Source organism: Geobacter sp., assembly GCF_027327745.1.
In the GTDB taxonomy this organism is placed as follows: domain Bacteria; phylum Desulfobacterota; class Desulfuromonadia; order Geobacterales; family Geobacteraceae; genus Geobacter.
Window position 1 is genome coordinate 86,489 of sequence record NZ_DAHVYG010000079.1, and the last position, 22,401, is coordinate 108,889.

General features: G+C 58.8%; 23 protein-coding genes, 2 tRNA genes and 1 pseudogene. 22 read left to right on the top strand and 4 right to left on the bottom strand.

Annotated elements, in window-relative coordinates:
• Positions 1–41 precede the first annotated feature (41 nt).
• From M6689_RS14830 to M6689_RS14910, 18 genes and pseudogenes are all read left to right on the top strand, one after another.
• Positions 42–818, top strand: a pseudogene (locus M6689_RS14830) (electron transfer flavoprotein subunit beta/FixA family protein).
• A gap of 82 nt (positions 819–900) precedes the next feature.
• Positions 901–1,818, top strand: coding sequence for an electron transfer flavoprotein subunit alpha/FixB family protein (locus tag M6689_RS14835; RefSeq protein ID WP_298273226.1), 918 nt, complete (start codon positions 901–903; stop codon positions 1,816–1,818).
• Between the two features lie 29 nt (positions 1,819–1,847).
• The gene (locus M6689_RS14840) at positions 1,848–3,008 is read left to right on the top strand and encodes an acyl-CoA dehydrogenase family protein (RefSeq protein WP_298273228.1); all 1,161 of its coding nucleotides are present in this window, start codon (positions 1,848–1,850) and stop codon (positions 3,006–3,008) included.
• A 23-nt stretch (positions 3,009–3,031) separates the two neighbouring features.
• On the top strand, positions 3,032–4,000 hold the full coding sequence (locus tag M6689_RS14845) for a CoA transferase (protein WP_298273230.1): 969 nt from the start codon (positions 3,032–3,034) through the stop codon (positions 3,998–4,000).
• Position 4,001: 1 nt separating this feature from the next.
• A complete protein-coding gene (locus M6689_RS14850) occupies positions 4,002–4,823 on the top strand; it encodes a CoA-transferase subunit beta (RefSeq protein WP_298273231.1) in 822 nt (273 codons plus the stop codon).
• Positions 4,824–4,908: 85 nt separating this feature from the next.
• A tRNA-Asn gene (locus M6689_RS14855) sits at positions 4,909–4,984 on the top strand.
• Between the two features lie 495 nt (positions 4,985–5,479).
• Positions 5,480–6,313 (top strand): helix-turn-helix transcriptional regulator, encoded by an 834-nt coding sequence (locus M6689_RS14860; RefSeq protein WP_298273232.1) that lies wholly within the window; start codon positions 5,480–5,482, stop codon positions 6,311–6,313.
• A 32-nt stretch (positions 6,314–6,345) separates the two neighbouring features.
• Positions 6,346–7,206, top strand: coding sequence for an HNH endonuclease signature motif containing protein (locus M6689_RS14865; RefSeq protein ID WP_298273233.1), 861 nt, complete (start codon positions 6,346–6,348; stop codon positions 7,204–7,206).
• Between the two features lie 39 nt (positions 7,207–7,245).
• On the top strand, positions 7,246–8,133 hold the full coding sequence (locus M6689_RS14870; RefSeq protein ID WP_298273234.1) for a hypothetical protein: 888 nt from the start codon (positions 7,246–7,248) through the stop codon (positions 8,131–8,133).
• A gap of 71 nt (positions 8,134–8,204) precedes the next feature.
• Positions 8,205–9,281 carry an ATP-binding protein gene (locus M6689_RS14875; protein ID WP_298273235.1) on the top strand — a complete coding sequence of 359 codons (1,077 nt, stop codon included), beginning with the start codon at positions 8,205–8,207 and terminating at the stop codon, positions 9,279–9,281.
• A gap of 1 nt (position 9,282) precedes the next feature.
• Positions 9,283–9,918 carry a DUF3226 domain-containing protein gene (locus M6689_RS14880; RefSeq protein WP_298273236.1) on the top strand — a complete coding sequence of 212 codons (636 nt, stop codon included), beginning with the start codon at positions 9,283–9,285 and terminating at the stop codon, positions 9,916–9,918.
• Between the two features lie 109 nt (positions 9,919–10,027).
• Positions 10,028–10,747, top strand: coding sequence for a DUF6577 family protein (locus tag M6689_RS14885; protein ID WP_298273238.1), 720 nt, complete (start codon positions 10,028–10,030; stop codon positions 10,745–10,747).
• 42 nt (positions 10,748–10,789) lie between these two features.
• On the top strand, positions 10,790–11,215 hold the full coding sequence (locus M6689_RS16330; protein ID WP_366949751.1) for a nucleotidyl transferase AbiEii/AbiGii toxin family protein: 426 nt from the start codon (positions 10,790–10,792) through the stop codon (positions 11,213–11,215).
• Positions 11,212–11,865, top strand: coding sequence for a nucleotidyl transferase AbiEii/AbiGii toxin family protein (locus M6689_RS16335; protein ID WP_366949752.1), 654 nt, complete (start codon positions 11,212–11,214; stop codon positions 11,863–11,865). Before M6689_RS16330 ends, M6689_RS16335 begins: the two co-directional genes overlap by 4 nt.
• Positions 11,866–11,911: 46 nt before the next feature.
• On the top strand, positions 11,912–12,286 hold the full coding sequence (locus M6689_RS14895) for a calcium-binding protein (protein ID WP_298273240.1): 375 nt from the start codon (positions 11,912–11,914) through the stop codon (positions 12,284–12,286).
• A gap of 55 nt (positions 12,287–12,341) precedes the next feature.
• On the top strand, positions 12,342–13,139 hold the full coding sequence (locus M6689_RS14900) for a UPF0149 family protein (RefSeq protein WP_298273241.1): 798 nt from the start codon (positions 12,342–12,344) through the stop codon (positions 13,137–13,139).
• Positions 13,140–13,250: 111 nt separating this feature from the next.
• Positions 13,251–13,490, top strand: coding sequence for a hypothetical protein (locus tag M6689_RS14905; protein ID WP_298273242.1), 240 nt, complete (start codon positions 13,251–13,253; stop codon positions 13,488–13,490).
• Positions 13,491–13,761: 271 nt separating this feature from the next.
• On the top strand, positions 13,762–14,223 hold the full coding sequence (locus tag M6689_RS14910) for a universal stress protein (RefSeq protein WP_298273244.1): 462 nt from the start codon (positions 13,762–13,764) through the stop codon (positions 14,221–14,223).
• Positions 14,224–14,233: 10 nt separating this feature from the next.
• On the opposite strand, the gene M6689_RS14915 is transcribed toward M6689_RS14910, so the two are convergent.
• Positions 14,234–15,760, bottom strand: coding sequence for a mercuric reductase (locus M6689_RS14915; RefSeq protein ID WP_298273246.1), 1,527 nt, complete (start codon positions 15,758–15,760; stop codon positions 14,234–14,236).
• A gap of 260 nt (positions 15,761–16,020) precedes the next feature.
• Here M6689_RS14915 and tadA point away from each other — a divergent pair, with 260 nt between their 5' ends.
• The 3 genes from tadA (at position 16,021) to M6689_RS14930 (ending at position 17,106) form a co-directional block, all read left to right on the top strand.
• Complete coding sequence (tadA, locus tag M6689_RS14920) at positions 16,021–16,527, top strand: tRNA adenosine(34) deaminase TadA (protein ID WP_298273261.1); 507 nt, start codon at positions 16,021–16,023, stop codon at positions 16,525–16,527.
• Between the two features lie 12 nt (positions 16,528–16,539).
• A tRNA-Ser gene (locus tag M6689_RS14925) sits at positions 16,540–16,628 on the top strand.
• A gap of 145 nt (positions 16,629–16,773) precedes the next feature.
• Positions 16,774–17,106 (top strand): hypothetical protein, encoded by a 333-nt coding sequence (locus M6689_RS14930; RefSeq protein ID WP_298273248.1) that lies wholly within the window; start codon positions 16,774–16,776, stop codon positions 17,104–17,106.
• A gap of 101 nt (positions 17,107–17,207) precedes the next feature.
• Here the strand turns inward: M6689_RS14930 and M6689_RS14935 are convergent, their stop codons facing one another.
• Positions 17,208–17,552, bottom strand: a complete 345-nt coding sequence (locus tag M6689_RS14935; RefSeq protein WP_298273250.1) for a GGDEF domain-containing protein — start codon at positions 17,550–17,552, stop codon at positions 17,208–17,210.
• A 101-nt stretch (positions 17,553–17,653) separates the two neighbouring features.
• Here M6689_RS14935 and M6689_RS14940 point away from each other — a divergent pair, with 101 nt between their 5' ends.
• Positions 17,654–19,627 (top strand): ATP-binding protein, encoded by a 1,974-nt coding sequence (locus M6689_RS14940; RefSeq protein WP_298273251.1) that lies wholly within the window; start codon positions 17,654–17,656, stop codon positions 19,625–19,627.
• Here M6689_RS14940 and M6689_RS14945 read toward each other — a convergent pair.
• Together M6689_RS14945 and M6689_RS14950 are read right to left on the bottom strand one after the other, a co-directional pair.
• Entirely contained in the window at positions 19,614–21,113 is a 1,500-nt protein-coding gene (locus M6689_RS14945; RefSeq protein ID WP_298273252.1) for a hypothetical protein, read from the bottom strand. The two genes, M6689_RS14940 and M6689_RS14945, sit on opposite strands and share 14 nt — an antisense overlap.
• Before the next feature lie 219 nt (positions 21,114–21,332).
• Entirely contained in the window at positions 21,333–22,220 is an 888-nt protein-coding gene (locus M6689_RS14950; RefSeq protein WP_298273254.1) for a hypothetical protein, read from the bottom strand.
• Positions 22,221–22,401 lie beyond the last annotated feature (181 nt).

Here is a 22,401-nt window from a genome sequence, read left to right on the forward strand (position 1 = left end):
AGGGCGATCACAAGGATCGCCCCTACGGATCGGAGGTTCAAATGAAAATTCTCGTCTGTGTCAAACAGGTTCCCGACCTGGAGTCCCGCTTCAAACCCGACGCTGCCGGCACCTGGTTCGAGGAAAAGGACCTGGCCTTCCGGATGAACGAGTACGACGAATACGCCGTGGAACAGGCGGTGCAGCTCAAGGAGCAGCTGGGGGGCGAGCCGGAGGTGACGGTTCTCTCCATCGGCCCCGACCGGGTGAACGAGGCGATCAAGAAGGCCCTCGCCATGGGGTGCGACCGGGGGGTCCACGTCCAGGACCCGACCCCCCAGGGGAAGGACCCGTGGCAGATCGCCTAGGTCATCGCCTCATTTGCCAAGGGGGAAGGGTTCGATCTCATCTTCACGGGCATGCAGTCCCAGGACCGGGGTTCGGCCCAGGTGGGGGTGCTGGTGGCGGAGCTCCTCGGCTTTGCCTGCGCCACGACCCTCGTGGGGTTCGCCTTCGCCGACGGGGTGGTGACCGCCAGGCGCGAGCTGGAGGGAGGGGTCAAGGGGGTGGCGAAGCTGCGACTGCCGGCCGTTGTCACCTGCCAGCTCGGGCTGAACATTCCCCGCTATCCGACCCTCCCCAACATCATGAAGGCGAAGAAGAAGGAGATCCTTGCCGTCCCGGTCGCCGAGCTGCTGCAGGAAGAGGCCGTGGCCGCCACGGCGCGCTTCTACCCGCCGGAGAAAAAGGGGGGCGGGGTCGTGCTGGAAGGGGAGGTGGGGAACCTCGTGGAGCAGCTCTGCGGGATCCTGAAGGAAAAAACCACGGTACTGAGGTGAGGGAGTAGGGGCGATCCTTGTGATCGCCCAGACCGCGCAAACGGGCGATCACAAGGATCGCCCCTACGACGGGAGACCTTATATGAAAGCACTGCTTGTCTGCGAATACCGGGAAGGAAAGCTTCTCGATTCAACCTGCGAACTCCTCGCCTTTGCCGAACGCCTCGGCGCGGAGCGGGCGATGGTCCTCATCGGAAGCGACAGCGCCCTTCCCGCCTTTGACGGCACGGTCTACCTGGCCGACGTCGCCAAATACGGCGAGTACAACCCCGACGTCCACAAGCGGATCGTCTTGGAGGCGGTGGCGCGTGAAAACGCCGACTGCGTTGTCTTCGTCCACTCCTCCTACGGCTGGGACCTGGCCCCCCGGGTGGCCGCGGCCCTGCGGGCCGGCCAGGTCTCGGAGATCGTCGGCATTGTGGAGGGGGGCTTCGAGGTGGGGTGCTGCAACGCCAAGATGCGCCGCACCGTCACCCCCAAGAGCGGCAAGGCGGTCCTCACCATCCAGGCGGGGGCCTTCGGCTTCGCCGGCACCCCCGTGGGGGCGCCGCGGCTGGAGCGGATCGACGTGGCCGATGGGGCGTCGGTGGTGGAGTTCGTGGGTTACGAGCCCGCCGAGAAGAAAGATGTGGACCTCACCCGGGCCGAGGTGATCGTCAGTGCCGGCCGCGGGGTGGGGAAGAAGGAGAACGTCCCGGTCATCGAGGCCCTGGCCAAGGCCCTGGGGGGCGAGCTCGGCGCGAGCCGTCCGGTGGTGGACGCCGGCTGGGTGGAGCACAGCCACCAGGTGGGGACCACCGGCCAGAGCGTGAGTCCCAGGCTCTACGTCGCCTGCGGCATCAGCGGCGCCATCCAGCACCTGTCCGGGATGAAAAAATCCGACTTCATCGTCGCCATCAACAAGGACAGGGACGCCCCCATCGGCGAGGTGGCCGACGTCCTGGTGGTGGCCGACGTGATGCAGTTCGTGCCGGCCCTGACGGCCAAGCTGGCGCAATGAGGGCGGTGTAGGGGCAACGGGAGGCACCGATGCATCTCGATCTGACCGAAGAACAGAAGCTGATCCAGGAGACCGCCCGGGAGTTCGCCCGGGCCGAGCTGGAGCCGGTGGCGGTGGAGCTCGACCGGGGAAGCGAGCGGGGTCCCCTCCTCGCCAACCTGAAGAAGCTGGCGGAGCTGGGGTTCATGGGGCTCAATGTCCGGGAGGAGTTCGGCGGCGCCGAGGCGGGGGCCGTCTCCTTCAGCGTGGCCATGACCGAGATCGCCCGGGCCTGTGCCTCCACCGCGGTCACCGTCTCGGTCAACAACATGGTGGCCGAGGTGATCCAGGCGGTCGGCTCCGAGGAGCAGAAGCGGCGCTACATCCCCCGGATCTGCTCCGGCGAATACGCCGCCGGGAGCTTTGCCCTCACCGAGACCTGCGCCGGCTCCGACCCGGCGGGGATGGCCACCCAGGCCGTTGACGACGGCGACTCCTGGGTGCTGAACGGCTCCAAGATCTTCATCACCAGCGCCCCCTATGCCGGGGTCTTCGTGGTCTGGGCGGTGACCGACCGGGAGGCGCCGAAGGGGAAGGGGATCAGCTGCTTCCTGGTGGAGGCCGGAACGCCGGGGCTCGTGATCGGCAAGGAAGAGGAGAAGATGGGGCAGCACGCCTCGGCCACCACCGAGGTGATCTTCGCCGACTGCCGCATCCCCAAGAGCGCCATGATGGGGAAACTCAACGACGGCTTCCGGATCGCCGTGGCGGAACTGGCGGGGGGGCGGATCGGGATCGGGTCGCTGGCGCTCGGCGTCGGGCTGGCGGCCATGGACCACGCCACCCGCTACGCTACCGAGCGGACCCAGTTCGGCCAGAAGATCAGCTCCTTCCAGGCGATCCAGTGGATGGTGGCCGATGCCTACACCGAGCTGGAGGCGGCGCGGCTCCTCCTCATGAATGCGGCGTTTCGCAAGGACCAGGGGCGTTCCTTCGCCAAGGAGGCCTCCATGGCCAAGATGTACGCCACCGAAGCGGCCAACCGCGCCTGCTACAAGGCGCTCCAGATGCTGGGCGGCTACGGCTACACCCGCGATTTCCCCGTGGAGCGCTACGCCCGGGATGCCCGGATCACCTCCATCTACGAAGGGACCAACGAGATCCAGCGGGTGGTCATCGCAAGGGAGATTCTGAAGAATTTCAGCGCGTAATCTGATCCTGCAAGGAGGTTGGTATGAGCAGCAAGCGCATCACCCTGCAGCAGGCCGCCGAGATCATCACGGACGGCGCGAGCCTCACCTTCTCCGGCTTCACCATCTGGCGCCGGCCCATGGCGATCGTCTTCGAGCTGATCCGCCAGCGTCGCAGGGGGCTCCATCTCATCGAGGTGAACGGCGGTCCCCAGACGGAGTTCCTCGTCGGCGCCGGCTGTGTCGACATCTGGGAGTCGTGCTGGGTGGGGCATGAACTCTACGGCAAGTACGGCGCCAACCTCTCCCGCCGGGTGGGGAACGGGGAGATCATTGTCGAAGACTACAGCCACGCCGAGATGATGTTCCGCTTCGCCGCCGGCGCCGCCGGCGCTCCCTTTGCCGCCACCCAGACCTCGCTCGGAACCGATATCCACAATCCCGCCTATGACATGCTCGGCCGGGCCGGGCTGCGGGACGGGAACAACTCCCGGATCCCCCGCCACAAGTACCGGTTCGTGGACGACCCGTTCTACGGCGCCGGCCAGCAGGTCCTGGTGCCGGCGGCCAAGGTGGACGTGGCGGTCATGTGCGTCCAGCAGGTGGGGGAGGAGGGGACGGTGCGGGTTTCGGGCCAGTACTACTCCGACCCGGAGGCGGCCCGCACCGCCGACATCACCATCGTCATGGCTGAGGAGATCGTCCCCGAGGAGTACCTGCGGCGGGAGGCCGACCGCAACACCATCCCTTCCTTCGAGGTGGATTACGTCGTGGAGTGCCCTTTCGGTGCCCACCCCACCGGAATGTTCGGCCGCTACGACGTGGACGGCGCCTTCCTCAAGGATTTCTATGGCCGTACCCGCACCCAGGAGGGGTTCGACGACTTCGCGAAGGAGTGGATCCACGGCCTCGATCACCTGGGCTATCTCGAAAAGCTCGGCTGGCCGCGGATGCTCAAGCTCAAGGCGAACACGGCGCTCAACTACAGCGCCCGGGAAAAGAAGGGGGAGTGACATGGGAAAAGAGTACGCAGCACCCGGAGAATACGGACTCGCCGACCTGCTCTGCTGCGCCGCCTCCCGCGAGGTGGGGGACAACGAGGTGGTCTTCGCCGGCACCGGCCTCCCCATGGTGGCGATCATGCTGGCCCAGAAGACCCACGCCCCGAGCCTGAAGCTGATCTTCGAAGCCGGCACCCTCGACGGTCGCCCCCCCGAGATCCCCACCTCCGTGGGGGACGCCCGCTGCGAGATGGGGGCCTCCCGGGCCTCGGGGCTCTATGACGCCTTCAGCATCGCCCAGCGGGGGTATGTCGACCTCGGCTTCCTCGGCGGCGCCGAGGTGGACCAGTACGGCAACGTGAACACCACCTGCATCGGCGACTACCTGAACCCCGAGCTGCGCCTCACCGGCAGCGGCGGCAACCCCGACATCAACTCCTTTGCCCGGCGGACCGTCTTCATCATGGTCCACGAAAAGCGGCGCTTCGTGAAGAACGTGAGCTACATCACGAGCCCCGGCTGGCGGGTGAAGAGGTGGCCCGAAGGGGACTTCGTCCCCCGCCGGTCGCTCTACGGCGCCGCCTACCGGGGCGGCCCCTCGGCGGTCATCAGCACCGCCGGCGTCTTTCGCTTCGACAGGGAAAGCGGTCGGATGTACCTCGATACCTGCCACCCGGGTAAGACCCCCCGGGAGATTCGGGAGCTCTGCCAGTTCGACCTTGACATCTCGCGGGTCGCGGGAGAAACCGAGCCGCCGACGCAGGAAGAGCTCCATCTCATCCACGAAGTGCTCGACCCGGACCAGATCTTCATTCCCCGGGTAAAACAGGAGTGAACGCGAGGCTCGGAAGGAGCGACGGTGAGGATGCATTTTCCCCCTTGACGCCCGGGCGAATGCATGGTAAATAATGTCTCCTCATTCCCCAATAGCTCAGTCGGTAGAGCAGGTGGCTGTTAACCACCTTGTCCCTGGTTCGAGTCCGGGTTGGGGAGCCAAACAGGGACAAAACTGGGCGCTCTTGGAAGTTGCCTCGGTTTTGTTGACATAGAAAGTGCGCCTGCCAGAGCAGCATAGCTGCCCGACAGGCGCACTTCTTTTTTGTCCACCCTGATTTCCTCCACCAGCAATTTCAAGTATTCCTTCCCAAAGTTCGAATCCTGATCCTGCAACTTTTCCTTGAGCGCCGAGCAGAAGGTGATGACCTGCTTTTTCCCGAGCTGGGCAAGGGGGAATTCCCTCTGTCTCCGCAGCCCCGCCACCTCCGTCAGGATTTCCTGCTGTCTGGCCTGATACTTGTGGACCCTCTCCTGCAGGGTGCCGACGAGGGGTAGCCAGCGCCAGTTCTCGTTGCCGTTCGTTCTCTTCCTTTCGCCACTTTTCCCAGTCCATAGATCATCCTCCTTTGGCGTAACATACGCTTCGCATAACGAGCACTCGTTTTGCAAGGCTTTTCTTGCAATCCATAATAATTTGTGCTAAATAAGCCGAACATGGACATTCATACCCGAATAAAACTATTGAGATTGCTGTGCGGAATGACCCAGGAAGAGCTGGCTTTCAGGGCGGAAGTGCCCAGGCCGTCACTGGGGAACTACGAACAGGGAACCTACGTTCCCCGTGACAAGAGCCTGGAGCGGCTGGCGGCGATTTTCGGCGTCGAACCGGGATATCTCAGGTACGGCTCACCGGTTGTAACCTCACAGACATGGCTGCCTGCTATCCCGGTGAATGCCAGACGGAAGAGGGAAACGATCGAGGACATCCTGAGACTGTTGCCGGATTTCATTGCCGAGAACCGGTTTGACTGCGGAATCTCCCGGCCGTTGGGAGATGGAGGCCGGCTATTCTTCCTTGGGCGGAATAACGACTACACATGTCTGCTGCTTGCGGTTGCCGATCTCGCTGGCTCAGCCCTGGAGAAGATAAAGAGCATTGTTCCCGTGGAGGAACTGCTGGAGCATGCTGAAATCACCGTCGCGACTTTCTCCGCCAGGGATATTGATCTTCAGGCAAAACATTCGGGGCATAAAGGCTGGAAGTTTGATGTCGAGGGGATGTGCCGCTCATTGGAGATGCGGCGGGGTACCGGCAAGGAAGTAAAAAGGGAGCCGCTGTCGTTTGTTCTCAATGCGCTTCTGCAGGTAACGCGTGAATATGATCTGCCCCTTGAGGCTGTCTCCGGCCTAGTGGCGTTTTCAATTCAAAAGTACACAGAAGTCGTGCCGCTGCCGACAAACCGCATCAGTGCTACAGGATTAATGAGGGACATTCGGACAAAGATTGAGTCTCTGGGCGGAACGCGGCGCGGGATCAATAACGGCTGATATTCTATCGGGCTGTATTGCTGAATCGACTTATGACATTCGATCAATCATACATACATCGCAAAGAAGTAGACTGGTCTCTACTCCACGAAGGCTTGACGATTCCAGTTCACCTCCAGGTTTCATTTAGAACCCTGCTCAATGGCTACGAAAGGGGCGTTGGCAGAAGAATTACCCTGCTTGTCGAAGGTCAGCCATTTGATGCAATGCTTATCAATCAAGCTTTCGATAGGGAGAAATACGCCCGTCACTCTGACGTTGTTCAGATTCGATTTACTGCCAAGAGTGGACTACCACAAAGACTTCGGCAGATTTTTCCGTCCAGCTATGCATATCTGAAACAAGAGCGGGAACTACTGAAAGGAAAAAAGACTTTTGTTCGCCTTCCAGAGGGCAGTAGGGAATATTTTGTACTCTATACGACACAACGCCCAGATGTTTTTACAGTGGAGGTGATAACCAAATCTGAACTTTACGAAGCCAACACATTGTTAGCTGGCTTGTCCGAGGAAGAGTTTGAAAGATTTGGAGACTTCGCACGCCGTGATGATTCTGCTTCAATACTAACGCGTCCACAGCTGGCAAAGGTGCGTAAGCTTGATCGTTCGATCGGAGAGGATCTAAAAATTCTCTATGACTACCGGTGTCAAATTTGTGGTGATAATTTTGGGGAGCCCTATGAGCAAAGGATTGTTGAGGTACATCACGTAATCCAGTTTGTTCGGTCAATGAACAATGATTACGACAACCTAATGGTAATTTGTCCAAATCACCATACAGTGATCCACAAAACAAATCCTATTTTTGACCGACAAGCTCTGAAATTGGCATATCCAAATGGTTATCATGAAAATCTGAAGCTGGATAAGCACCTTAGAATGTGTTCTATCTGATTGTGTTTTGCGAGCGTGAAATTTCCAAAGGAGAAACAAGTGTCAGTTGTAGAGATCGCGAGAGAAGTTGACCGTTTCGTGCTTTACTTCAAGACGCCACGGCCAGAGATTAACGCATATGCCTTGGCCTCGACGCTTGTAAATCTTTCGGATGCAATCCAAGCAGCAAACGCTGCCGTTAATCCCGGCTATCGGGTCGAAGTCGTGGTGGAGGGTCTTTCTGGCGGCAGTTTCAAAGCGACGGTCAGAACCGTATTTGAAACGGCGAAGAACATCTTTTCCCATGAGGCTGCAAAGGCGATCATTTACGGAATAATCTCGACCCACATTTATGAAACCGTCATCAAGACGGAGACGCCGCCCAAAATAATCGTCTCGCAGGATGTCGTCATTGTTGAGTCCGGCAATGACAAGATCATCGTTCCCAAAGAAGTCTACGAGGCGAAAAAAGCAGCGGAAAAGTCTCCGAAATTTACCTCCTCAATAGGCAAGGTCTTTGAGAGTGCTGCCTTTGACCCTTCCGTGGAAGGTATTGGCTTAAGCCCCACTATGATAGACGCACCCCCGCCGGTCTATGTGCCGAGAGAAAAATTCGCCCTTATCGAACAAAATCCATTCACCGAGGAAACTTCGCGGGAGATCGTAGAAGCGGCAACCCTCGTTATTTCACGAGCCATCCTCGAACGGGGAAACCGCAAGTGGGAGTTCTACTGGCGTGGATTCAAAATCTCCGCTCCCGTTCTTGATTCTCGTTTCTATGATCGATTCTTCGCCCATGAAATAATGATCGCCCCTGGCGATGCGCTGAAGGTGACATTGCGGGTTTTTCAGGAGCAGAATCCTGATACTGGAATCTTCATAAACACAAGGTACGAAGTGACGGAAGTTTTCGAGCATATACCACGATTGAAGCAAACCGGCTTTTAGGCGGCGGAATCAAGATGACAGCTTAAGTGGCTATATTCATAAAACACTGACTGTTGTGCGGAGGCATTAAAATGATCACTAAACTTAAAATTGAAGGGTTTAAGGGATTTGAAGAACTTGAAGTTTCAAGATTATCCAGGATTTCCCTTCTGGGTGGTCGCAATAATGTCGGGAAAACCTCAATCCTTGAAGCACTCTTCATGTTTCACGACAGATTGAACCCCCAGATGATTTTGCGCCAATTTGCCTTGAGAGGCGTCGGTGCTATTTCATTCGATCCTGAATCAATGTGGGCGCCTGTCTTCTATAATTATGATCTGAACAAGAAAATTTCGATTGTTGCCGCTGTTAATAGCGATGAAGAGAAAATGACCATTAAATTTAATCCGCATTATGTGCTGCCTTCAATTCCGGCAACAGCTATGAGACCTGGAGTAAAGCCTACGCAAATTAGAACCGATCAGAAGCCAGAACCTTCGTTCGCTTTGGATCTTGTCTATGACAGCAAGAAGATGAAAAACCAAACAGCCCATTTGTTAATGGGAGTTGGTGGAATCGGGATTCATATTGATAAAGCCAGCATGGAATCACGTCCTGCTGCCTTTTTGGGTGCACGAGTGGCAACAAATCCTTCGGAAGATGCACAAAAATTCGGACAATTGGATATCTTGGGCAAGCAAGACAAGATAGTTGATTTTCTGAGAATCATCGAGCCAAACCTGAAATCTCTTTCCTCTGTTGCGATGGGAGACAGCTCTCTAATCCACGGTGACATCGGATTATCAAGAAAAATCCCGGTGTCCTATATGGGGGATGGGGTTTCCAGGCTGCTCTCCATCATCCTCGCTATAGCCACGGCGAACAAAGGTATTGTGATCGTAGACGAATTTGAAAACGGCATCCATTATTCTGCAATGTCGAAGATTTGGGAGGCGGTCTCAATAGCTGCACGTGAATACGATTGCCAAGTGATAGGCACAACTCATAGTTATGAATGTCTTGAGGCAGCTTATAAAGGGATTCCTGAGGATTTGAGAAACGACTTCAGTTATGTACGTGTAGATAGGACCGACAATAAGACAACGGCTAAATGTTTTGACTACGAACTATTAAAGGTAGCGATTGAGACGAACATGGAGGTGCGTTGAAATGGCTCCTCGTAATCAAATCATAATGCCCAAACTATTACTGGTTGAAGGTGCTGATGCTCTCTATTTCTTTATCAGCGCCTTGGCTGCTTTTGGTGTTGATGATGTCCAAGTTATGGATTTTGGCGGGATAACAGATCTTACAGCGTATCTAAAGGCATTGCACATGCTCCCCGGCTATGAAAAGGTTACAACCATAGTAATAGCCCGCGATGCGGAAACCAACCCGCTTACAGCTGTCAATAATGTGAGGAAATCACTGCAACAGGCAGCTTTGCCGGTTCCCGGCAATTCCTTTGAATTCGTCGGCAATACTCCCCGCGTAGCTTTCATGATATTCCCCGGTCTTGCGGCCCAATCAGACAATCAGAACAATCTGTTGCCCGGCACTCTCGAAGACCTCTGCCTAGAAATTGTCAAAGACGGCTCAACTTTTGAATGCGTCGATATGTATATCCAATGCCTGCAGTCCAAGGGGCAGGAAATTACGCGATTGCATAAAACCAAACTTCACTCATACCTTTCCGGGAATAATGATTTTGTCGGCTTGAAGATTGGTGAGGCTTCGAAAGCCGGAGCATGGGATTGGGACCACAGCAGGCTTAACGCTTTCAAGGACATCATCATCCAAATGTAGCTCTTTTAAGATAAGGCATTGAGCTTCACTACAGGCAATACGCCGTGTCCTGCATTCCATGTTCAAGGGTGATGATAGAGTATTTGGTCGGAAAAATGAGTTGTCCGCAATGAAATCAACCTTGTCGCATAAAGCTCATCTCTTTACCCGCACGATTCCTGTCCTCAAGGAACAGAGTGCGTATTTTTCCATTGATGCCGTCAAGCGCTCTCTCTCTGCCGATGGAATCGAGCTGGCCGACAACTCCCTCCGCAAGTACCTTAGTCAAGCCATGAGCACCGGCCTTGTATCGGATGCCGGGCGGGGGTGGTACAGCCGCCATAGCAAGCCGGTTACCCTCGCACGCGAGCCGGTTGCCAAGCTGATCAAGGCAGTAAGCAAGGCATTCCCGCTGCTCGATTTCTGCTGTTGGTCCACCACCCAGTGCAATCCGTTTGCCTTGCACCTGATCGCCCAACCTACGAACTTTCTTTACGCTGAAGAAGACACCCTTGAGTCAGTGGGTGTTGCTCTGCGTGAAGCAGGGTGGGACGCATGGGTGAATCCCGGTAAAAGCGATGCGGAGCGTTTTGTCCGTCCTGGGGCAATGACCGTCGTGTTGCGACCGTCAATCGCCAAGCAGCCGACCTGCAATGCTCATGTAGCGCCCATTGAAAAGGCGCTGGTCGATCTGACCATCGAGGCGAACAAACTCCAACTGATGGATCAAGCAGAAGTGCAGCGGATTCTCGACAGCGCACTAGGCTCGGGATTATTGAAACTTCCGGTTCTGTTTGGCTACGCAGAGACAAAACGGGTCCATATTGAAAGCAAGGAGATTGTCTACTAACTCCGCACTTTTAAAGTTTTGCGGAATTAGTGGATCATGCATATGATCGCTGAAATCTGCTTCACCGCCGACTGGCTGGACAAAAAGAGGAAAGAACTCAAGGGGGTTGATCCATCCCTTCTTGAACGGGCGCTCCATGCCTTCGCCCTCCTGGGGCACCTGGCAGAGAGTGACCTGAAGTTCGTGTTCAAGGGTGGCACAAGCCTCCTGCTCCATGTTCCGGTGATACGCCGGCTGTCCATCGACATCGACATCCTCTGCTCGGCCCCGGCTGCGGAACTGGATCGGACTCTCGACGAAGTGGCGAAGGTGCCGCCATTCATCCGCTATGAAGAAGATGAACGTGGCTCCCGTGGCCTGCCGGAGAGGCGCCATTTCAAGTTCTTCTATACTCCCCTCGTTGCCGGCAACCCGGCGCCCTACGTCTTTCTGGATGTCGTGGAAGAACCCCATGTCCCCATGAGGTGATAGTAAAACCGATAACACCGGAGATTCTGGAGATCAGACGGGAGATCCCGGTCACCATTCCCACTGTGGAAAGTCTGCTGGCGGACAAGCTGACAGCATTTGCCCCCAGAACGACCGGCGTGCCGTTTGTGCCGACAAATGGCAATCCTCCCGACACCATGCAGATCGTCAAGCAACTGTTCGACGTGGGAGAGCTGTTCAATCTGGCTGAGGACCTGCCGGCGGTACGCCAGGTGTACCAGCGGGTTTTCGATCTGGAAAACGTCTATCGCGGTGGTGGACTAACAGCGGAAGACAGCCTGGAAGACACGCTGGAAGCATCTCTGAGCCTCAGTCTGCACCGCCTCAAGGGCGTGAAAGATTCTCCGGAAGCGCTCATGCTCGAAGACGGAGCGAGAAAGCTGACGTCACATCTCGTCAACCACCGCTTCAACCTCGACATGGCCAAGTTGGCAGCGGCAAAGGCAGCTCTGATAACCCGGCTGATCAAGAACGAGGGCGCAGGTGCATCGCTGGAAGCTTTCAGGACAATTTCCCCGCCGGAAGAGCTTCGACAGTTGAAGATTGAGGGAGAGTGGGAACGCCTCAACCGGCTCATGTCGGTCAATCCCGAGGCTTTTTGGTACTGGTATCAGGCGAGCAGTCTGTGATCGAGGATCACAGACTCTCTCAGAACAAATAATGGTGAGCGAGTATATGCCCAAGAAACAAGAGCCGTCATGGGAGCATGACAACGAGGCATTCGACGAGAAATGCGAAGAATGGAAACAGCGGGACTGGGTTGCATGGCTCAATGATAATCTCTCATTCCCTTTCGAAGTCAGGCGGGTAGATGATGAAGACGATGCTTATTTCACAGATATTGCCGACAAGGAACCGTTCCGGCTCGGGCACATCTTCAAAGTCTTGAAGGCTGAGTTTGATGACGATCTGTGTGGCGTTATCGTTAAGGTTTCCGAGGGACGGAGAAGAGGGCATGTCCCTTTGTGTGATGTAGAGGTTGTGGAGAAAAACGATTCCAGCTATTGGCCGGTTCGCGAATATGCCGTCTGGTTTGCCAATCGATACTGACCGGCAGGTAAGACTTCTTGGTTGGAATTGACATATTGAAAAGAAAGGTCACCTTATGACGGATAACCTCCTTGAGACACCGGAGCGGGCTGCCATCGAAGACTTTCTGCGACGAAGCACTGTCAAGGAAGGACAAAGGGCAACCTACGAGCGGGTACTCGGTTTTCTGGCCGGCGTTGTGATCACGCCGGGGCGGATCATGCCGTCCGACTGGCTGCAGCCGCTGCTCGATCTGAACGGTATCGTATTTGATGATATTGACGACGCAAACCGGTTTATGGGCGCATTGATGCCGTTGTACAATCGTTCCAATCTGGTCGGAGTCAATGGCGAAAACCTCTGCCCCTTTGATGTGGACAAAACCGCCGAAGCATTTGATGCCCGGGAACAGATAGTTGAATGGGCCATCGGTTTTCATGGCGCCCTGACTCTCCGCCCCGATATATGGGGTGCAGAAAAGCACGAGACCCGTCACGTACCTGCAAAACTGCTAGAGGAAGCACACGCTGCGATTCCCTTTCTTTGGGCGCTGGCCGAACCTCATGCGATTCCGGAAATAGTGCCTGATCCGGTACCTTTCCAGCGGAGCCTGCTCAAGCGAGTTCCCGGCTGGACTGAGGATATGCAAAGAGAAACCTGGGATGATGAGCTCATTGATTTGTTCAGCCTGTACTGCGTTGGCCGTCTCAAGGAGACGACGGAGGCTTTGCAGCGTTACGCAGAAGCTTACGGTCGGCAACAATCGGTAGAGTCCGCTTCATCCCAACCCTTCGGCGGAAAAGTCAAAATAGGGCGAAATGATCCCTGCCCCTGCGCGAGCGGCAAGAAGTTCAAGAAGTGTTGCGGGGCTTGATGATGGAGCGTGACATGGCTTTGCCACCAGGATGCCCACCATTGCCGGGGAAGGTAAGAAAAAGCGAGGGACGCCGCGAAACCCCTGCCGGAGCCCGATATTCCAAAGGATATGCAGCGCCAGATCATCCACCAGCACCTTGCCAAGCACTACGAAACCTGGCTGGAAATTCCCCTGCCCGCCCTGGGAGGGAAATCCCCTCTTGAGGCGGCAGCAGACAAACGGTTGCGCCCGGCAGTGATCGAACTGCTCAAATCCATTGACCAGCTTGAGGCGCGTAGAATCGATCAGACCGGTGGAGAACCGTTTGACGTTACATTTCTCTGGGAGCGATTGGGACTGAAGCGGTAATAGAAACGTATCAACCTTTCACAGGTTCTGCAGAGCGTCATGAGTTAGCCGTTCATCCCAGTGCCCAGCTTCGTCCGCGCTGGGGAGCCAAATCGAACGAAGGCCGTCATCCATAAGGTTGGGGCCTGAGTTGTGTAACTGGCAGTGACCGGTCCCCCTTCGTTCCGCCGGGCTCCCGCTTCCATCGTGATCAAAGAGTGCTACACTCATAGCAGAGAGTTGTGATACCCACTGGTGCGGCTGGACCAGTCTACTGAGGGGGGTGCAGATCATGGAAGATTTCAAGCGAATTCTTGTGGTGAGCAGAATGACCACCAACTGCCAGGAGGCGGTTCACTGCGGTGTTTCCCTTGCCCGCAAGTACGGTGCGGAGCTCTCCATCATCCACGTTATTCACAATCCGTTCGGGCTCGAGGGGTGGAACCTTCCGACCGTCTCCCTGGAGAAGGAGTACCAGGAGATGATGCGGCAGGCGAAGGAGGATCTGGACCGGATTCTGAGGAAGGAGCGAAGCGAAGGGCTCGCGGTGACCGAGCTGATCAAGAAGGGAGAGCCGACCAGGGAGATTCTGAAGGCAGTGGAAGAACTGAAGATCGATCTCCTTGTCATGCTCGCCCATGAGGAGTGGCGGCTTGAGCACTTCCTGTTCGGCCGCAGCAACGAGGAGATCGTCCGGAAGATGCCATGTTCGGTCCTTCTCGTCAAAAAGGAACCCGAGCCGGTCAAGTGGTAGGTGCGACGGCCTATCCCCGCCGCCACGCAAGCCAGAGCCCTAGCATCTTCGTCACGAACGGCGTGAGCCGGGTCCGGTTGTAGGCGTCGGCGAGCTTTCGTATCGCTTCCGCCTGGGTCGGATAGGGATGGATCGTTGCGCCGATGGCCGAAAGTCCGAGACCGTTGGTCATGGCGAGCGACAGCTCGCCGATCATCTCCCCTGCATGGCGCGCGACGATGGTGGCACCGAGGATCCGATCGCTCCCTTTCTTCAGGTGTACCCGGGCGAACCCTTCCGTCTCGCCGTCCAGAAGTGCCCGGTCCACATCGGAGAGCGGCACGGTCAGGGTAGTCACCTCCATCCCCTTCTCGCGGGCCTCTGTCTCGTACATCCCGACGTGGGCCACCTCCGGATCGGTGTATGTGCACCAGGGGATGGTGAGGGCCGATCTCCTCCGGCGCCCCAGGAAGAGTGCGTTGGCGATCAGGATCCGGGCCTGGGCGTCGGCGGTGTGGGTGAACCTGTAGGGGGAGCAGATGTCGCCGGCGGCGTAAATGCGGGGGTTCGAGGTGCGGAGCCGCTCGTCCACCGTCACCCCCTGTTTCGGATCGTAACCGATCCCTGCCGCCTCCAGGTTGAGCTCTTCCCAGTTGGGAGCGCGCCCCACGCCGACCAGGATCTCGTCGACGGCCACCTCGGCCGTTCTCCCGTTTCCCTCGATGCTGATCACCTTGTCGCCGCCCCTGGTGCCGGCGTCGGCGATCCTCACCCCGAGCCGGAGATCGATCCCTTCGCGGATAAAGGTCCGCGCCACGACCCCGGCGGCGTCCCGGTCCTCGCGTCCGAGAAGTTGCGGTGCCGCATCCAGGAGGGTGACCCGGCTGCCGAAACGGGCGAAGGCCTGGGCCAGCTCGCAGCCGATGGGGCCGGCGCCGATGACGGCGAGGCGGGCCGGGAGTTCGGTGAGGGAGAAGACCGTCTCGTTGGTGAGGTACCCCGCCTCGGCGAGGCCGGGAACCGGGAGGGAGGCGGCCCGGGCTCCGGTGCAGATGGCGGCCCGTTCGAAGAAGAGCCGCGCCCCGTCCACCTCGATGCAGTCGGAACCGGCGAAGCGCCCCTGGCCGATGAAGACGTCCACCCCCAGTTCGTCCCGGAACCGAAGCGCCGAATCGTGGACGCTGATTCCGGCCCGGATGCGCCGCATCCGCTCCATGGCGGCAGAGAAGTCGATGGCGAGCCCTTCGCCCCCGGCAATGCCGAACTCCCCGGCGGAGCGGACGTCGTGGAGCGCCCGCGATGCCCGGAGCATCCCCTTGGAGGGGACGCAGCCGACGTTCAGGCAATCTCCCCCCATGAGGTGGCGCTCGATGAGTGCCACCCTGGCCCCGAGGCCGGCGGCGCCCGCTGCCGTCACGAGGCCGGCGGTGCCGGCGCCGATCACCACCAGGTTGTAGCGCCCGGCCGGCTCGGGGTTTATCCAGCCGTCCGGATGGACGTTGGCAATCAGGGTGCGGTTCTCGGGAGTGTCGGGAGGTATCGTGATCGTTGTCGGCATGGCGGATCCTTCTCGCTGGCGTGCCGGTAAAGGGGGAGGAGCGGATTTCGGTCGGGGTGTGCCTCACGGTAACAGTGAAATGATACCCGCACTATTGGCTGGGTCAACGGCGGCTGGTCGATATCCCCGAAGGGAGATCGTCCATGGCGCCTCACGGGGAAAACCGTTATTGACACGATGTCTGAAACAGGATATATATCAGTGCCTTGTCGAACTCAGCGACCAACGTATCAGTGACGCACAACCGGGGAAACGAATCCCTGAGCCGGCATGGTGAGCCTGACGAACGGGAGGACCGGCGCTGGATGGGGTTTGCGCTCCGGGAAGCGCGGAAGGCCGCCACGCAGGGCGAGGTCCCCATCGGGGCGGTGATCGTCCGTGACGGCTCAATCGTCGGTCGCGGCTTCAACCGCCGGGAGGCGCGGCGGGACCCCTCGGCCCACGCCGAGATGATCGCCATCCGGCAGGCGGCCCGAAAACTCGGCAACTGGCGGCTCACCGGGACCACGCTGTACGTTACCCTGGAGCCGTGCATCATGTGCATGGGGGCGATCCTGCTGTCGCGGATCGACCGGGTGGTTTTCGGCTGCCACGACCCGAAAGGGGGCGCCGCCGGTTCCCTGTACGACCTTTCGGACGATGCAAGGCTCAATCACCGGGTCGAGATTGTCTCGCGGGTTCGCGAAGGCGAGTGCTCGACGATCCTGAAGGATTTCTTTGCCGGGTTGAGGGCGCGGAACAAGGCACGGAAGAAAGCGAACAGCTGAACAAACGTTATTGGAGAGATGGCCGAGTGGTCGAAGGCGCTTGACTCGAAATCAAGTGTACCCTCCGGGTACCTAGGGTTCGAATCCCTATCTCTCCGCCATATTTATGAGAGGGGCCGGTTCACAGTTCTTGTGACCGGCCTTTTTCATTTGTTGCAGATATGAAGCAGGCGAGATTGGTTGTAGCGGAGTTGTGATAAACTATGTCTGATAAGCCGGCACGAATCAACAGGAGTTGAGTTCAGCATGTCTCAACAGGAACCGTCCAGGGAATTTGTCGAGGTCGACATCACCATCCACGTCTTTTCCGTGTCGGCGACCATGGTCGGCGTCTGCCTTACGGTCATCGGCCTGTTCTTTATAAGCCGGCGACTCTCCCATGTGAAAAGCTTCGGAGAGAAAATGCTTGCCTTGGACGCCCTGCTGTTTCTTGCCTCGTGCATTCTGTCGTACATCGCATTGCGTGCCCGAAAAAGGGGGCGGCAGCACAGGATCGAGAGGATTTCGGAAGAGGTCTTCTTCACCGGCCTTGCCTTTATGGCAATCATTTGCGTATTCATTGTGTACGAGTTGATTTGAGGAACGCCCTGGGAAGGAAGACGGGCGATCGAGGCCCTTGCTTGATGGAAATATTTGCAGGGAAGGCTCTCCTGCCGCAGATTCTCTGCATGAGCCGGGACCTACCCCTCCTGGGGTATTCCTCCCACCGTCTCGTACAGGATGCCGTCTTTCGTTTCTGCCTTGACCTTGTACATGATTGCGTCGGCCCTGCCAAGGATCTCGTGCCACGAACAGTTTGGCCAGACACAGGTCACCACCCCGACACTAAAGGTTACGGGCCACTCCTCGGCAGCCATGATTTCGCCAAGGGACTCCCGCAGTTTGGCTACCACAACCGGAGCCTCCTCGGCGCCGGTTTCAGGCAGTGCGACGACGAACTCGTCGCCTCCTAGCCGCGCCACCAGGTCGGTACTCCTGATGTTGTTCTGCATCACCTTTTTTTTGACGAATCGCCGCTTCCCCACTCCCCGTTCCACCCGACGCCGCGAAGGCGAAAATCCTTTTGTAATTGAGCCGGAAAACCGTTACAGTTTGCATACTTTAATCTTGCCACTCAAGGGGACGTATGCGGCATCTGAGTACGATAAGACTGTGTACCATCGCCGGATTCCTCCTTGGCCTCCTCCTTCTCTCCGCCGCCCCCTCTTTCGGGGAGGTGAGGCGCCTGCCGTCCGTGCTGGTCCTCAATTCCTACGATGTGGGGTATGACTGGTCCGATCGGGAGACCGACGGCGTGCGTGCTACGTTTGAAGCATCCTTTTCCGGCGAAGATTTCTTCATAGAGCACCTCGACACCAAGAAATTCCCCGAGAAGGCCCATTTTTCCCGCCAAGCCGAACTCATTGCGGAAAAGTACCGCCGGATACCGCTGGACGTGGTCATTGCCATGGACAACGCCGCGCTGGAGTTTGCCCTTCGCTACCGCCGCGCCGTATTCCCCCGAAGCAGCATCGTCTTCTGCGGCATCAACGATTTCACGCCGGCGATGATCGCCGGAGAGCAAAACATCACGGGGGTGGCCGAATTCCACGACTCGGTCGGCACCATCGCCATGGCCCTCGGGCTCCATCCGGGCACAAAAGAGGTTGTCGTCATCCATGACCATACCGATACCGGTCTTGCCATGCGCCACGAGGTGGCAGCGCACGCGAAGCGCTTCGCCCCGGCAACGCTGAGGTTTTTCGAGGCAATGCCCATGGAGGCGCTGCTGGAGAAACTCAGGCACCTCCCTCCGGATCGGCTCGTGGTGATGCTGTCCTATTCCGTCGACCAGACGGGGAAGACCTTCACCCAGGCCGAGGCTGCCCGACTGGTCAGCGAGGCATCACCCGTGCCGGTTTACGGCGTCCACGCCGAACAGCTCGGCCATGGCGTGGTCGGGGGACTCATGATGGGGGGCGATGCCCAGGGGAAGGCGGCGGCCCGGCTGGCGGTGCGGATACTGCGGGGTGAATCGGCCGGGACGATCCCGGTAACCGTCTCCGCCATGTCGCGCCCCATGTTCGATTACCGGCTCCTGAAACGCTTCGACATCGCTCCCTCCTTCCTCCCAGCCGGAGCCACGCTCATCAACCGCCCGGTGCCGTTTTACGAGACGCATAAGGGGATATTCTGGGGAGGGCTCTCGGCCATCGCCGTTCTTACGACGTTCGTCATCGCCCTGAGCAACGCCATCAGTCGCCGCAGGCAAAGTGAGGAGGAGATACGCAGGCTCAATGCGGAGTTGGAGGAGCGGGTCCGGAGACGAACCGCCCAACTGGAGGAGGCCAACACGGCCCTTCAGCAGGAGATCGCGCAGAGAGAACAGGCACAAAAAGAGATCATCAGCCTCAATGCGGATCTGTTCCGGCAGAAAGGTGCCCTGGAAACGGTCAATAAGGAGCTGGAATCCTTCAGCTACTCGGTATCCCACGATCTCCAGGCGCCGCTGCGCAACATCGCCGGTTTCAGCTCCCTTATCATGGAGGATTACGGAGAGCGTCTCGATGCGGAAGGGAAGGATTACCTGAAGAGGATCGTCGCAGGCTGCAAGCGGATGGCAGGTCTGATCGACGATCTCCTGGTACTTGCAAGGGTTACGCGTCTGGTACTCCGGAAAGAGACGGTGGACCTAAGCGCCCTTTCACGGCTTATTATCGAGGAACTCAAGGCAGGGGAGCCCTCCCGTTATGTCCAGACCACAGTCACCGACAGGATGGTGGTCCACGGCGACCCCACCCTCATGGGGGCCGTGATGGAGAATCTGCTGGGCAATGCCTGGAAATACACCCGGAATACGGAAGACGCCCGCATCGAGGTCGGCTGCAGCAGCCGGGACGGAGAGACGGTCTACTTTGTCCGGGACAATGGCGCCGGCTTTGACATGCGTTACGGGGACAAACTGTTCGGCGCCTTCCAGCGTCTGCACTCCCCCTCCGAGTACGAAGGGTCAGGGATCGGCCTGGCAACCGTCCAGCGCATAATCCATCGCCATGGTGGGACGGTCTGGGCGGACGCGGAGGTGGGGAAGGGGGCCACATTTTACTTCAGTCTGAAGTAGAGGCCTGTGTTTCCCCGAGCCGGCATGACTGTGAAGCGGCCAGGAAGGGCGCCCGCTGTGCTGCGACGAGGCGGCTGCGACGTACGACGGTGAAGCGGGCGAGCACCCCGTCGCGCTCATCGTCGATCCCTATGCCGCAGAGGTCTTGGAGGCCGCCGAAGCGTACGTCCCCTCCCACCAGGGCGCGGAACCTCCCCTCCTTGAGGACCTGATAGCCGTCAAAATGGGTCCAGAGCTGCTGCTTCCCCCAGCCGTACCTCTGCCCGAGACGACAGTAAACATCGTGGGGGATGCAGATGAGCCGGAACTCGCGCGGATCGAGTCCCAGTTCGTCGCGCAGCATCGACGGTCCCCGTTCCAGTAGGGAGAGCTCCAGCTCCAGACGGGAGAGGGCACGCCGCCGGTCGAAACCGAGCGTCGCCACAAGTGACGACGGAGGGTCTTCTTCGCCCCCTTCGGCAAACTCCTCCACCAGCACCTCCTCCTCGACCATGTAAGGGAGATAGCGGCCGCCGGAGGAGGTGACGAACGGATGGAGGCTGAACAGTTCGATCTTCTCGCGGAGGGCCTGCGAGAACGACTCCGCCGGAGGGGGGAGGGGGACGTGGATCCGGGCTCCGCCATCGCGGAGGGAGGACGGCTCGAAGTGCATGGGATAGTGGGCCGCCCAGTACAGGCATTCGGATACCTCCAGAGCGGGGGCGAGCCGCGCCGGCGCCAGGCCGAATCGCTGCGCCCGCTTTACGGCATCGGCGGGAAACGGCGTGGCGAGTTCGCTACCCCACCGATCTTCCGGGGTTCTGGCCGCCGTTGCCGGGCGCTCCGCCCTTTCCGCCGTGGCGGCATCCGGTTCCGCCATCGCCTGAAGAAGCGACTCCACCAGCGCCTCGTCGCCGTTTTCCAGGGCCCGGATCATCTCCTCCTTCACCGTTTTCGGGTCCCGCCCGATCCCCTTCGCCCCCACCCCCTCCGATCCGTCCACGACGAGGCTGAGGAAATGGGAACGCCGTGCGCCGTAAAACTCCCTCTCGTTGTCCCCTTCCGCCGCCAGGGCCGCGAGCAGTTCCAGCGCCTTGTCGCGCAGGTCGGCGCGGCTTTCGCCGCCGGAGCCGAGAATCCCCCAGATCCCCGGGGAAAAGAGATCGGGTACGACCGGCGGTGGATCGTATACCTGGTTTCCCAGTTCAAGCAGGCTGTGCTTTTCGTTCAGTTCGCGCCTCATGAAGGCGATTTGCGCCGCTAGTCGCCGAAGCGTCTCCCAATCTCCGTGTTCGACGGCTGTGCGGCTCTGACGCAGTGATTCTTCCAGAAGGACCGCGCCCTTTTTCAGGTGCAGATAGGCATCATGCGGAAGAAGCGGGGAGAGGAGGTCCCGCCCCCGTTCCAGGTAGAGATCGCGGAAGAGCGGGTCGATCCGCGCCATCTCTGTCAGGTGGGATACGACCGTCTCCGGGGTGGCGCCTTCGAACGGGTGGTTGGTACCCATAAATCCTCCTCTTGCACGAGGGATGATCGGTGGCTGCCTGTTTATTATCGCTCCCTCCGGAGAACATTCAAGACCCACAGCCGAGGGCTTGCGGAGCCTGTCGCCGGATTGAACATATCCCTTCCGCTTTGCCCCGCATTACGATAAAGGGCCGGTCTTTGTGACCGGCCCTTTATCGTAATGCCGCCGTCCATGGGCGCATCGTTTCTCAATGAGGGACTATCTGCTCCCCATCATCCCGCTTCCCCCCATCATCCCGCCGGTCGGCTGCCACCGGCTGCCGGAGTAGTTCCAGAAGGCGTGGAGAGTGGTCATGTTGCGGAACATGCCGGAGTAGTTGCCGAAACCGCCTGTCGAGGGCATGGCTGCCAGCTTCGTCTGCATCTGCGTCTGCATGGCGGTCATGAAGCTGCTCCCCATCCCCATCCCCTGATAGGCGTTATCGGCGATCTGCGGCAGGTTCTGGTTGATCTCGCCCATCATGAGCCGGTAACGCCCCATGTTCACGCTGCTCCCGTTCATGACGAGACCCGCCTGGCTTGCCATAAGTCCCGCCATCTGTCGGGCGGCCTGGTGCATGGCCTGATACTGGCTCTGGTACTGCCCCGCCTGGCTACCCGCCACGTAGTCCCCGAGCAGATCCATGCCGGCGGGCATGTTGAGCTGGTTTCGCAGCTGGGTCATGGCTTGGGCCATGGTCATCCCGGGGGTGGCCTCCATCTTTTCCCGGACCATGGTCGACAGGGGGCTCACGAAGCTCCCGGCCCCCGCCGGGGCCGACATGACGTAGTCGTTTTGCACCGCCTGGTTGGTGTCCTCGTCCACGGTGCTCCCTGCCATGGCCCGGACGACCACGGGGTATTTCCCCACGTCGCCGGCCGGGACGGTGAGGGAATAGGTCCCGCCGGGACCGGTAAAGGTTCTCGGCTCCGTCCCGTCCCACTGGTAGGTGCCGTTTTTGTCGAGGAAGACCTCCGCGCCCCGCAGGTACCCGTCGGCGACGACTCCGCTCACCGTGGCGGTCGGGGCAGTCCCCCCCCCGCCGCCGCACCCGGCAATGATTCCGACGGTCAAAACCGATGTTACTGCCGTGACTCTTTTCCACATGGTCTCTTCTCCTTTGCTCGCTCCTGCGAGCGGTACCCAGGAGCCTGTCGGACTTAGGAATGAATCTGCTGCGAGAACGGCAAATCGGTCCATATTTCCGGGAATTCTTGACGAATAGAACCACTATTCGCCTGCAAATTCCCGAAAATCTGTCCTCGATCTGCCATTCTCTCGCTACGAT

Bases quoted from the DNA above. Each gene is read 5' to 3' on its own strand.
- M6689_RS14940 (WP_298273251.1), top strand. From the start codon at position 17,654: ATGCGGCATCTGAGTACGATAAGACTGTGTACCATCGCCGGATTCCTC.
- M6689_RS14910 (WP_298273244.1), top strand. From the start codon at position 13,762: ATGGAAGATTTCAAGCGAATTCTTGTGGTGAGCAGAATGACCACCAAC.
- M6689_RS14850 (WP_298273231.1), top strand. From the start codon at position 4,002: ATGGGAAAAGAGTACGCAGCACCCGGAGAATACGGACTCGCCGACCTG.
- M6689_RS14875 (WP_298273235.1), top strand. From the start codon at position 8,205: ATGATCACTAAACTTAAAATTGAAGGGTTTAAGGGATTTGAAGAACTT.
- M6689_RS14930 (WP_298273248.1), top strand. From the start codon at position 16,774: ATGTCTCAACAGGAACCGTCCAGGGAATTTGTCGAGGTCGACATCACC.
- M6689_RS14880 (WP_298273236.1), top strand. From the start codon at position 9,283: ATGGCTCCTCGTAATCAAATCATAATGCCCAAACTATTACTGGTTGAA.
- M6689_RS14885 (WP_298273238.1), top strand. From the start codon at position 10,028: ATGAAATCAACCTTGTCGCATAAAGCTCATCTCTTTACCCGCACGATT.
- M6689_RS14860 (WP_298273232.1), top strand. From the start codon at position 5,480: ATGGACATTCATACCCGAATAAAACTATTGAGATTGCTGTGCGGAATG.
- M6689_RS14845 (WP_298273230.1), top strand. From the start codon at position 3,032: ATGAGCAGCAAGCGCATCACCCTGCAGCAGGCCGCCGAGATCATCACG.
- M6689_RS14900 (WP_298273241.1), top strand. From the start codon at position 12,342: ATGACGGATAACCTCCTTGAGACACCGGAGCGGGCTGCCATCGAAGAC.
- M6689_RS16330 (WP_366949751.1), top strand. From the start codon at position 10,790: ATGATCGCTGAAATCTGCTTCACCGCCGACTGGCTGGACAAAAAGAGG.
- M6689_RS14840 (WP_298273228.1), top strand. From the start codon at position 1,848: ATGCATCTCGATCTGACCGAAGAACAGAAGCTGATCCAGGAGACCGCC.
- M6689_RS14905 (WP_298273242.1), top strand. From the start codon at position 13,251: ATGCAGCGCCAGATCATCCACCAGCACCTTGCCAAGCACTACGAAACC.
- M6689_RS14835 (WP_298273226.1), top strand. From the start codon at position 901: ATGAAAGCACTGCTTGTCTGCGAATACCGGGAAGGAAAGCTTCTCGAT.
- M6689_RS14915 (WP_298273246.1), bottom strand. From the start codon at position 15,760: ATGCCGACAACGATCACGATACCTCCCGACACTCCCGAGAACCGCACC.
- M6689_RS14865 (WP_298273233.1), top strand. From the start codon at position 6,346: ATGACATTCGATCAATCATACATACATCGCAAAGAAGTAGACTGGTCT.
- M6689_RS14950 (WP_298273254.1), bottom strand. From the start codon at position 22,220: ATGTGGAAAAGAGTCACGGCAGTAACATCGGTTTTGACCGTCGGAATC.
- M6689_RS14895 (WP_298273240.1), top strand. From the start codon at position 11,912: ATGCCCAAGAAACAAGAGCCGTCATGGGAGCATGACAACGAGGCATTC.
- M6689_RS14945 (WP_298273252.1), bottom strand. From the start codon at position 21,113: ATGGGTACCAACCACCCGTTCGAAGGCGCCACCCCGGAGACGGTCGTA.